At 44.0% G+C, this 579-nt stretch carries 1 pseudogene; it reads right to left on the bottom strand.

The annotated features are described in order from the left end of the window. A pseudogene (locus CAGA_RS12525) lies at positions 1–258 on the bottom strand (hypothetical protein); the annotation flags it as partial. Between the last annotated feature and the right edge of the window lie 321 nt (positions 259–579).

Below are 579 nucleotides of genomic sequence, written 5' to 3'. Positions count from 1 at the left end.
TTCTCTTTTGCCTTTTATAAGTGCCCATCCGCTTGTTTTAGCATCACTACCTTTTATCCATACTGGCTCCCCGTCCATCTGCCGGAGCCGTTCCAGCGTCAGCGGTTTGTTCTCCGGGGCGGAATTGCAAAGATCTGTCAGCATATCTTTCAGCCTGTTGATTCGGGCGATTACCTCATCGGGATTAAAACGTGCCAATGCAATGCCATTTAGGAAATTTTCAAGCCTATCAATATCGCACGGTTTAAGCTTATCCATTACTTTTTCGCCCTCTTTCTGATTTCCCGTTGCACCGCTTTCAGACGGGTTTTGTTTGCGAACGGATGTGTTCTCAAATATTCCTCGGCTTTGGTTAATTCATCATTACTTGCATATCCGAGAGCGCTGATGAAGTTGCAGTCCGTTGCCGGAATCGTTATGATCGCATGGTAATTGTCCCATTTATATGGCAGGGCTTGTCTCACCTTCTTGTAAATATTTCCTTCCCGATATAGAATTGTGGGGAAAGGAGAATTTAAATGCCTGATTTAACCGCAACTGATTTCGAAATTAGCAGATGACTTGGATGAAACTCTGAAT

Origin of the sequence: Caproiciproducens galactitolivorans (genome assembly GCF_004768785.1) — a bacterium.
In the GTDB taxonomy this organism is placed as follows: domain Bacteria; phylum Bacillota; class Clostridia; order Oscillospirales; family Acutalibacteraceae; genus Caproiciproducens; species Caproiciproducens galactitolivorans.
This window is presented reverse-complemented; position numbering and strand designations above follow the sequence as displayed.